Here is a 9,821-nt window from a genome sequence, read left to right on the forward strand (position 1 = left end):
AGTCATGGCGGAAGGCGGCGCGCACAGCCCCCTGGAGCAGTTCGAGATCAAGGGCATTTTCCCGGCCCGCGACCCCGGCGAAATCGGTACCCTGGATTTCACCAACTCATCCCTGATGATGGTGATCGCGGTCGTGCTGATCTCGGCCTTTCTGATCCTCGGCATGCGCCGCGGCGCCCTGGTGCCGGGCCGCATGCAGAGCCTGGCGGAACTCTCCTACGAGTTCATCGCCGGGCTGATATCGGAGACCGTGGGGTCGGAAGGCCGGCGCTACTTCCCGATCATCTTCACGCTCTTCATGTTCATTCTGGTGGGCAACATGCTCGGCATGGTGCCCTACAGCTTCACCTTCACCAGCCACATCATCGTCACCTTCGCCCTGGCCATCACCGTCTTTACCGGCGTCACCATCCTGGCCATCGCCAAGCACGGGCTGCACTTCTTCTCCTTCTTCGTGCCGCCGGGCGCGCCGGTTGCGATGTGGCCGCTGCTGATCCCGATCGAGGTGATCTCCTATCTCTCGCGCCCGATCAGCCTCTCGGTGCGGCTCTTCGCCAACATGCTGGCGGGCCATACCCTGCTGAAGGTCATCGCCGGCTTCATCGGCGTGATGGGCGTGTTCGGTATCCTGCCCTTCGCCCTGGTCGTGGCACTGACCGGCCTGGAGATCCTCATCGCCTTCCTGCAGGCCTATGTCTTCGCCATTCTGACCTGCCTCTACATCAACGACGCGCTGCATCTGCACTGATCCCGGGGAACAGCAGACCGGCAGCCGCCCCTATCCACCATCCGTTTTCGGTTTACCTCAAAGGGAGCTTTATCAATGGAACTTGAAGCCGCCAAAATGATCGGCGCCGGCCTCGCCGTGATCGGCGTCATCGGTGCTGGTGTCGGCATCGGCAGCATCTTCTCCTCCTTCATCGTTGCCGTCGGCCGCAACCCGGCCGCCCGCGGTGAAGTCTTCACCATGACCATGCTGGGCTTCGCCCTGGTGGAAGCCATCGCGCTTTTCGCCCTGGTCATCGCGCTGCTGATTCTCTTCGGCTAACAGGCCGACGGCGGGGTGCTTCCTGGGGATGTCCCCGGGGCGCTTCTCCCGAAGCCCTGCAGAACCGTTTGAGAGAGGACGCGGGCCATGCCCCAACTCGATCCTTCCGTCTGGCCGACCCAGCTGTTCTGGCTGGTGCTGACCTTCTCCATTCTCTACCTGGTGATCTGGCGGGTCGCCCTGCCGCGCATCGGCGAGGTGCTGGAGGCCCGGCAACGCAAGCTCGACGACGACCTGAAGAAGGCGACGGCCCTCAAGGAAGAGGCCGAAGCCATTCTGGCGGAGTACGAGAAGATGCGCGCCGACGCCCAGGCCTCGGCCCATGAAGAGCTGCGGGCCGCCCACGACGCCCTGAAAGAAGAGGCGGAGCGGGAAACCCAGGCGCTTGCCGCCAAGCTCAACAGCCAGACCGAGGAAGCCGAAGCGCGCATCGCCGCGGCCAAGTCCTCGGCGCTGGCGAGCCTGGAGGGCACGGTCTCCGAAGTGGTGGTCGCCGCCACGGAAAAGCTGATCGGCGTCAAGGCCGGCGAGCAGGAGGTCACCCGCGTGGTCGGCCAGGTCATGGGCGATCAGGCCAAGGAAGGAGGGCACTGATGTTCCAGGATCCGTCATTCTGGGTCGCGGTCGCCTTCTTCCTCTTCATGGGGCTGATTGCCTGGAAGGCCGGCAAGCCGATTCTCGCCGGGCTCGACTCCCGTGCCGAGCGCATCAAGGCCGAACTGGACGAGGCCCAGCGCCTGCGCGAGGAAGCGCAGAAGGCCCTGGCCGAGTACAAGCGCAAGCAGCGCGACGCCGCCAAGGAAGCCGAGGAAATGCTGGCCAACGCCAAGCACGAGGCCGAGCTGCTGCGCAATCAGGCCAGCGAAGAGCTGAAGGCGGTGCTGGCGCGCCGCGAGAAGGCCGCCCTGGACAAGATCGCCCAGGCCGAAACCCAGGCACTGCAGGAGGTGCGCAGCCAGGCGGTCGACATCGCCATGACGGCGACGGCCAAGCTGCTCTCCGAGAACGTCGACCCCGGCCGCGATCAGGCCATGGTCGACCAGGCCATCAAGGACCTCGGCGCCAAGCTGCACTGACCGTCTTCACTGACCGGCATCACTGACCCGCAGCCGCCAGTCCCAAGGACGCAAAGCGCCCGGCCCTCACAACGAGGACCGGGCGTTTTCTTTTTTGGGCCGCTGCGGTCACGGGGCCCGGGCTCCCCCTCACCCAGCTTCGGCTAAGCTCACCCTCCGGGTTCGCCAAGCCTGCGCAACCCTCTCCCACCAGGGGAGAGGGATTTAAACGCAGGGGCGAGGCGCTCCTTGATTCCCTCTCCCCTGGTGGGAGAGGGAGGGGCCCGCGAAGCGGGAGGGTGAGGGGGCTATGCGCCACCGCTCCACCCCTCGACTACGATCCTCGCAACCCTACGGCTGCTCGGCCGGCGGGGCGAACATGGCGAAGATCTCGGGGCCGGTCATGTTCTTCGTCTCGTTGGCGAAGGCGTAGTAGCCCGGCTTCTCGTCGATGAAGACCTGGGTGGTCATGGCGAAGTCGTCCTGGTCGTCGAACAGGCCGGCGTAGAGGTAGTGGTCGCCGGCCTCGACGAGGCGGTAGAAGAGGTTGCTGCCGCAGGTCTTGCAGAAACCCCGCTCCGCCCAGTCGGAGGAGCGGTAGACGCCCACATTGTCCCCGCCCTCGATGGTGAGCGGGTCCTTGCCCACATAGACGGCGATGCCCGGGCCACCGCCCCAGCGCCGGCACATGGTGCAGTGGCAGGCGCCGACTTCCTTGTGGTCTCCGCTCACCGTGATCTTCACCGCGCCGCAGAGGCAGCTTGCGGTCGCTTTGCTGGCTTCGGACATTGCGTTCTCCCATACCTGACCGTAACGGTTCACACGCCGGTGTCGTTCCACCCGACCCGCCGCGCCTTTGTCGAAACCGGCAGGGGCAGCCCCGAAGGGACCGGCAGTTCAGCCGTGACAATGGCCGCAACCACGCTATATGTCTTTGAGGGCGATCAATGCAGGGCCTCCGGCTTTGCCGCCGGACCGACCCGAAGACGTCCCTGCCACCCTCAGGAAGCCCGCCCGACCCCATGGATTCCCTGACCCAATTCGCGCTGGGCGCCGGTGTCGGCGCCGCCCTGCTGGGGCCACGCATCGGTCCGCGCAAGGCCGCCATCGCCGGCGGTCTGCTCGGCACCCTGCCCGACCTGGACGTGCTCTATCCCTTCGACGATCCCATCGACGCCTTTACCCTGCACCGCGGCGCCACCCATTCGTTTTTCATCCAGGCCCTGGCGACCCCGGTCTTCGGGGAAGCGCTGGTGCGACTGTTCGAGGGCCTGCGCGACCAGCGGCTGCGGAGCTATCTGGCCGTCTATCTGATCTTCGTCACCCACGCCATCATCGATGCGCTGACCGTCTACGGCACAAGAATCTTCTGGCCGCTGTTCCCGGACCCGGTGGGCGCCGGATCGATCTTCATCATCGATCCGCTTTACTCCATACCGCTGCTGGTGGTGGTGATCTGGGCGCTGTTCAAAGGAAACTGGACGCCGCGATTCGGGAAGGCGGCGACCGCCGCGCTTGCGGTCTCCACAGCCTATCTCGGTGCAGGCCTGGCCGCACAGCAGGCCATAGAGACCCGGGCGCGCACGCTGCTGGCGGAGGCCGGCGTCTATCCGGACCGCCTGCTGGCCAATCCGACCCCCTTCAACAGCCTGTTCTGGAAGGTGATCGCGGTCACCGGCGACCGCTACGTCAACCTCTACGTCCCCCTCTTCGGGCCACAGGAGCGGATCACCGCCTACATCCACCCGCGCGGCACCGAGCATCTGGCCTGCCTCGGCGAGTCCGAAGCGCTGGAGAAGCTGGCCGCCTTCAGCGACGGCTTCTACGGCGTGGACCTGGAAGACGGGGAGGTCGTGGTCTCCGACCTGCGCATGGGGATGACGCCCAACTACGTCTTCCGCTTCGCCATTGCCGAGGAAACCGGCGAGGGGCTGGAAGCCATGGCCCCGGAGCGCCGGCGCAGCCAGCGCCAGGCCGAGGGCGATCTGGACTGGCTGCTGGCCAACCTCTCTGGCGAGCCCGCCCTGCGCCCGGTGGAGGCGCCCTGGCTGGCCGATCTGTCGGGTCCGGCCGCGCTCGCCGAAGCGGCCCGCCCACCGGCGGGTCCGACGGCGGGCTGCTGACGCCGACCGGTCTCAGGCGTTCTTCCCGCCCCCCACTTTACGGGCGACGATAAAGGCGGTGATGCCGTCGGGCGGCAGCCAGACGCGCTCGATCTCGAAGCCGGCGGCGGTCACGCTGTCTTCCATGTTTTTGGCGGTGAAGACCTTGACCAGCGGCATCAGGCCGAGCGCCCGGCCCAACGGATTGATGAACCGGATATAGCGCATCATGTTCTCGCCCAGGCAGACGGTGCTGCTGACAAAGAGGCCATCGGGTTTCAGCATCCTGTGAATCCGCGCCATCACCGCCTGCTTGTCGGTCACAAGGTGCAGCAGGCTGAGCGCCAGGACGGCATCGAGGCTTTCATCGGGCGCGGTGAAATCGTCGACCGCCGCGCACTGGAAGGTGATGTTGTCGATCCCGGCGGCCTCGACCTTGTCCCTGGCGATCTCCAGCATCCCGGCGGAGATGTCGACGGCGTGGATGTGCTTCACGAAAGGGGCGTGGACCATGGCGGTCGACCCGGTGCCGCAGCCGAGTTCCAGCACCTCCATATCCGGGCGAAAGTACGCCTGCGTGATCTTCAGTTTCTTCTGGTAGGACGCCTCGTCACTGACCGGCTTCTTCGAATAACGCAGCGCGACGTTGTCCCAAAACCTGGCTGCCTGAGCCATTGCATCTCCCACATATGATCTTGTCTGAAAAGGACTCCGGCTCCACCCGCGGCCGGCGCCGCGTAAGGTCCTCCCGCCCGGCGCAGATTGCAACGGCCTTGCGTGGGCATACCCAAAAGAGCCGGGACCGGAAAGCACCCGGGCCGGTCCATACGACGCGTGACCGGATGCCGCTGCGGCCAGAGAGTACCGGTTACTCCGCGGCTTCCTGGTAGGCCTCCATGGGCGGGCAGGTGCAGACCAGGTTGCGGTCGCCGGCGACGTTGTCGATGCGGGCGACCGGCGGCCAGTACTTGTCCTCCTGCATGCCGGGCAGCGGGAAAAAGGCGCGCGCCTTGTCGTAGGGGCGGTCCCAGTCGCCCAGCAGCAGGCTGTGGGTGTGAGGGGCGTTGTGCAGCAGGTTGTTCTTCGCATCCGCCGCGCCGCTCTCCACCTCGGCGATTTCCCGGCGGATGGCGATCATGGTGTCGCAGAAGCGGTCAAGCTCCCGCTTGGACTCGCTTTCCGTCGGCTCGATCATCAGCGTGTCGGCGACCGGGAAGGACATGGTGGGGGCATGGAAGCCGTAATCCACCAGCCGCTTGGCCACGTCCTCGACGGAGATGCCGCAGGCCTCCTTGATCGGCCTGAGATCGATGATGCATTCGTGCGCCACCATGCCGTTCTGGCCGGTGTAGAGCACGGGGAAATGGGGCGCCAGGCGGTGCGCCACGTAGTTGGCGCCGAGGATCGCCATCTGCGTCGCCCGGGTCAGCCCCTCCGCCCCCATCATGGCGATGTAGGCCCAGGAGATCGGCAGGATGCTGGAGGAGCCCCAGGGCGCGGCGGAGATGGTGCCGATGGTGCCGGTCGGCCCCGCCGCCGGATTGACGCCCGGAACCACCGGATGGTCCGGCAGGAAGGGCGCGAGATGCGCCATCACGCCGATGGGGCCCATACCGGGGCCGCCACCGCCGTGGGGAATGCAGAAGGTCTTGTGGAGGTTCATGTGGGAGACGTCGGCGCCGATCTCCCCCGGCTTGCAGACGCCCAGCAGCGCGTTCAGGTTGGCGCCGTCCATGTAAACCTGGCCGCCGTTGTCATGAATGATCCGGCAGATCTCGCGGATCGCCTCCTCGAAGACGCCGTGGGTCGAGGGATAGGTGACCATCAGCGCTGCCAGGTTGTCGCGGTGCTCGCCGGCCTTCGTTTTCAGGTCCTCGACGTCGACGTTGCCCTGGTCGTCGCAGGCGACCACGACGACGCGCAGGCCGGCCATGGTGGCCGAGGCCGGGTTGGTGCCGTGCGCCGAAGAGGGGATCAGGCAGATGTTGCGATGCCCTTCGCCGCGGCTCTCATGATACTTGCAGATGGTCATGAGACCGGCGTACTCGCCCTGGGAGCCGGCGTTGGGCTGCAGGGACACCGCCTCGAAACCGGTGACCGCGCAGAGCATGGCTTCCAGCCGGTCGAAGAGCTGGCGGTAGCCGGCGGCCTGGTCGAGCGGCGCGAAGGGATGCAGGTCGGCGAATTCCGGCCAGGTGACCGCCTCCATCTCCGTCGTCGCGTTGAGCTTCATGGTGCAGGAGCCGAGCGGAATCATGGCGCGGTCGAGCGCGATGTCCTTGGACTGGAGACGCCGCAGGTAGCGCAGCATCTCGGTCTCGGCATGATAGAGGTTGAAGACCGGATGGGTGAGGAAATCGCTGCGTCGGCGCAGCGCCTCGGGAATGCCAGACGAAGCCTCGTTCTCCAAGGTTTCCACCGTCGGCGCATCGCCTTTCGCAAAGGCTTCCAGCAGCAGGTCCAGATGCTCGCGGGTCGTCACCTCGTCGAGGGCGATGCCCAGGCGGTCGCCGTCGATGGGGCGCAGGTTGATGCCCGCAGCCCGGGCCGCGGCGACCAGCGCCGCGGCGCGCCCCGGCGCCTTCACCGTCAGGGTGTCGAAGTAGCTGTCGTTCTCCACCACATAGCCGAGGCGGGCGAGGCCGCCGGCGAGGATGCCGGTCAGGCGCTGCACCCGCTGGGCAATGGTTCGGAGGCCGTCGGGGCCGTGATAGGTGGCATAGAGCCCGGCGATGATGGCGAGCAGAACCTGGGCGGTGCAGATGTTGCTGGTCGCCTTCTCGCGGCGGATGTGCTGCTCGCGGGTCTGCAGGGCCATGCGCAGGGCCGGGCGTCCCTCGGCATCGACGGAGACACCGATGAGGCGGCCGGGCACCGAGCGCTTGTAGGCCTCCCGTGTCGCAAAGTAGGCCGCGTGCGGGCCGCCGTAGCCCATCGGCACACCAAAGCGCTGGGAGGAGCCGACGACGATGTCCGCCCCCATCTCGCCCGGCGGCTTGATCAACGTCAGCGCCAGCAGATCGGCTGATACGATGGCCAGCGCCTTCTGGCCGTGCAGCGTCTCGACGACCGGCGTCAGATCGCGGACCTGGCCGTAGGTGCCGGGGTACTGCAGCAGTGCACCGAAGACCTCCTGGCCGGCAAGATCGCTTTCCGGATCGCCGACGACAAGGTCGATGCCCAGAGGGCGGGCCCGGGTCTGCAGGACCGCCAGGGTCTGGGGATGGCAGTCCTCGGCAACGAAAAAGCGGTCGGCCTTGGACTTGGCGACCCGGTGGGCCATGGCCATGGCTTCGGCCGCCGCCGTTGCTTCGTCCAGCAGCGAGGCGTTGGCCAGTTCCATCCCGGTCAGATCGATGACCATCTGCTGGAAGTTCAGCAGCGCTTCGAGCCGGCCCTGGCTGACCTCGGCCTGATAGGGCGTGTAGGCCGTATACCAGCCCGGGTTCTCCAGCACGCGGCGCACGATGACACCGGGCAGGATGGTGTTGGAATAGCCCATGCCGATCATCGAAACCATGACCTGGTTCTTGTCGGCCATGGCGCGCAGGGCCTCCAGGGCGCCGCGTTCGCTGACGACCGGCGGCAGGGGCATGGGCGTCTCGCTGCGGATCGCCGCAGGCACCGCCTTGTCGATCAGGGCTTCCAGCGAGTCCAAGCCCAGGCTGTCCAGCATCGCGCGGGTCTGCGGTTCGCCGGGGCCGATGTGACGGCGAACGAAGTCGTCCTTCACTTCCAACTCCGCCAGGCTGCGCACTGCGTCACTCATGCTTGTCTCCCTTTTGGTCCTTCTTGGTCCCTGCCACCGACCGGAAACCCCCAAACCCTTACCCGGGCTTCTCAGCCCTGTCCTTCGACGAAGGACCCATAGGCGGCCTCGTCCATCAGATCGGCGAGCTGTCCGGCGTCGGCAAGCTTCATCTTGAAGAACCAGCCGCCGCTTTCGGGCTCGCTGTTGACCTTGCCCGGCTCGTCGTTCAGGGCTTCGTTCACCGCGACCACTTCGCCATCCGCCGGGGCGTAGATCTCGCTGGCCGCCTTCACCGACTCGACGACCGCCGCTTCGCCGCCCTTCGCCAGGGTCTTGCCGATCTCCGGCAACTCGACGAAGACGATGTCACCGAGCTGTTCCTGGGCATGGTTGCTGATGCCCACCGTGGCGACATCTCCCTCGACGCTCAGCCACTCATGGTCTTCCGTGTAACGACGATTGCTCATGGCAAAAGGTTCCCCCTCTGAAGCATGGTTTAGCCTCTGTAATAGTTGTGTTTGACGAAGGGCAGCGCGGTGACGCGGCAGGGCAGCAGCTTGCCGCGCACCTCCGCCTGCACCTCGGTTCCCTCGGATGCCTGTTCGCTCGTGACGTAACCCATGGCGATGGGGCCGCCAGCGCTGGGGCCGAAGCCGCCCGATGTGACCAGTCCGATGTCCTGCCCGTCGGCGTCCTTCAGCGGCGCGCCCTCGCGCACCGGCGCGCGGCCCTGGGGCAGCAGCCCGACACGGCGGCGCGGCGGCCCCTCGGCCAGTTGCCGCTGAACGACCGCAGCCCCGGGAAATCCGCCTTCGCTTCGCCGGCGCTTCTGGATCGCCCAGGCCAGGTCCGCCTCGATCGGCGTGGTGGTGGTGTCGATGTCGTGGCCGTAAAGGCAGAGGCCCGCTTCCAGGCGCAGCGAATCGCGCGCGCCAAGACCGGCCGGTTCGACCTCCGGTTCCGCCAGCAGGCGGCGGGCAAGCGTCTCCGCCTGGCCGCCCGGCACGGAAATCTCGTAGCCGTCCTCGCCCGTATAGCCGGAGCGGCTGGCCCGGCAACTGAGACCGGCAATCTCGACGGGGACGGCATCCATAAAGCGCAGGGTCTCGACCCCCGGCGCATGGCGTGCAAGCACCGCGGCGGCCGCCGGTCCCTGCAGGGCCAGCAGCGCCCGGTCCTCCTCGACCATCAGGCGGACATCGCCCTGCAGGTTTGCCTGCAGATGGGCGATGTCGGCGTCCTTGCAGGCGGCGTTGACCACCAGGGAAAGCCAGTCCCCCTGGTTGCTGATCATCAAGTCGTCCAGGATGCCGGCATCCCCTGCCGTGAAATAGCTGTAGCGCTGCCGGCCCGGCGCCAGGCCGGCGATGTCCGCGGGCACCAGGGCTTCGAGGGCGGCGACCCGGTCCGCACCTTCGAGGCGGAGCTGGCCCATGTGGGAGACGTCGAAGAGTGCAGCTGATTGGCGGGTCTGCTGATGCTCGGCCATGATGCCGGCAGCATACTGAACCGGCAGGGCATAGCCGGCAAAGTCCACCACCTTGCCGCCCAGTTCCTTATGCAGGTTGTAGAGCGGGGTGTGCTTCGGTTCCGCCGCAACCGCCGATTCGCCGTTGTTGGCCACTCCCAGATCCTCCGACAAAGGTCGTTGTGCCGTCACCACCTTGTTTCAGTGGTTCCGGCCCCTTCTGTCATGGATACCTGAGAGATTCGCCGCGCCGCCCGTCGCAGGGCCACAGCACGGTTTACTCCTTCGGTGAGGCGCAAACGCCCAACGGGCGGATTGCGACCACTTTCCAGAAGCGCCTCCCCCTTGCGGTCCTTTTGCCTGAGAGTTTCCGGGGCGGTTGCTCCTTCGGCGCCGG

At 66.6% G+C, this 9,821-nt stretch carries 10 protein-coding genes and 1 riboswitch; of the genes, 5 read left to right on the forward strand and 5 right to left on the reverse strand.

Annotated elements, in window-relative coordinates:
- The first annotated feature begins 4 nt into the window (after window positions 1-4).
- From Q0982_RS09385 to Q0982_RS09400, 4 genes are all read left to right on the forward strand, one after another.
- Window positions 5-748, forward strand: coding sequence for a F0F1 ATP synthase subunit A (locus Q0982_RS09385; protein ID WP_299394559.1), 744 nt, complete (start codon window positions 5-7; stop codon window positions 746-748).
- Window positions 749-823: 75 nt separating this feature from the next.
- The gene (locus tag Q0982_RS09390) at window positions 824-1,048 is read left to right on the forward strand and encodes an ATP F0F1 synthase subunit C (protein ID WP_299394562.1); all 225 of its coding nucleotides are present in this window, start codon (window positions 824-826) and stop codon (window positions 1,046-1,048) included.
- Window positions 1,049-1,135: 87 nt separating this feature from the next.
- Entirely contained in the window at window positions 1,136-1,642 is a 507-nt protein-coding gene (locus Q0982_RS09395) for a F0F1 ATP synthase subunit B' (protein WP_299394563.1), read from the forward strand.
- A complete protein-coding gene (locus Q0982_RS09400; protein ID WP_299394566.1) occupies window positions 1,642-2,124 on the forward strand; it encodes an ATP F0F1 synthase subunit B in 483 nt (160 codons plus the stop codon). The genes Q0982_RS09395 and Q0982_RS09400 overlap by 1 nt, the downstream gene beginning before the upstream one ends.
- A 330-nt stretch (window positions 2,125-2,454) precedes the next feature.
- Here Q0982_RS09400 and Q0982_RS09405 read toward each other — a convergent pair whose 3' ends face one another.
- Window positions 2,455-2,892, reverse strand: a complete 438-nt coding sequence (locus Q0982_RS09405) for a GFA family protein (RefSeq protein ID WP_299394567.1) — start codon at window positions 2,890-2,892, stop codon at window positions 2,455-2,457.
- Window positions 2,893-3,125: 233 nt separating this feature from the next.
- On the opposite strand from Q0982_RS09405, the gene Q0982_RS09410 reads away from it, so the two are divergent.
- Entirely contained in the window at window positions 3,126-4,226 is a 1,101-nt protein-coding gene (locus Q0982_RS09410; protein WP_299394570.1) for a metal-dependent hydrolase, read from the forward strand.
- 12 nt (window positions 4,227-4,238) lie between these two features.
- On the opposite strand, the gene Q0982_RS09415 is transcribed toward Q0982_RS09410, so the two are convergent.
- From Q0982_RS09415 to gcvT, 4 genes are all read right to left on the reverse strand, one after another.
- Window positions 4,239-4,880: a class I SAM-dependent methyltransferase gene (locus Q0982_RS09415; RefSeq protein WP_299394572.1), complete on the reverse strand. Its 642-nt coding sequence runs from the start codon at window positions 4,878-4,880 to the stop codon at window positions 4,239-4,241.
- 193 nt (window positions 4,881-5,073) lie between these two features.
- A complete protein-coding gene (gene gcvP / locus Q0982_RS09420; RefSeq protein ID WP_299394575.1) occupies window positions 5,074-7,974 on the reverse strand; it encodes an aminomethyl-transferring glycine dehydrogenase in 2,901 nt (966 codons plus the stop codon).
- Window positions 7,975-8,045: 71 nt separating this feature from the next.
- Window positions 8,046-8,423 carry a glycine cleavage system protein GcvH gene (gene gcvH, locus Q0982_RS09425; protein ID WP_299394577.1) on the reverse strand — a complete coding sequence of 126 codons (378 nt, stop codon included), beginning with the start codon at window positions 8,421-8,423 and terminating at the stop codon, window positions 8,046-8,048.
- Window positions 8,424-8,452: 29 nt separating this feature from the next.
- Window positions 8,453-9,580, reverse strand: coding sequence for a glycine cleavage system aminomethyltransferase GcvT (gene gcvT / locus Q0982_RS09430; RefSeq protein WP_299394580.1), 1,128 nt, complete (start codon window positions 9,578-9,580; stop codon window positions 8,453-8,455).
- A 54-nt stretch (window positions 9,581-9,634) separates the two neighbouring features.
- Window positions 9,635-9,766, reverse strand: a riboswitch (glycine riboswitch).
- Window positions 9,767-9,821: the final 55 nt, after the last annotated feature.

The sequence above is a fragment of the Pelagibius sp. genome, assembly GCF_028281305.1.
Lineage (GTDB): Bacteria > Pseudomonadota > Alphaproteobacteria > Kiloniellales > Kiloniellaceae > Pelagibius.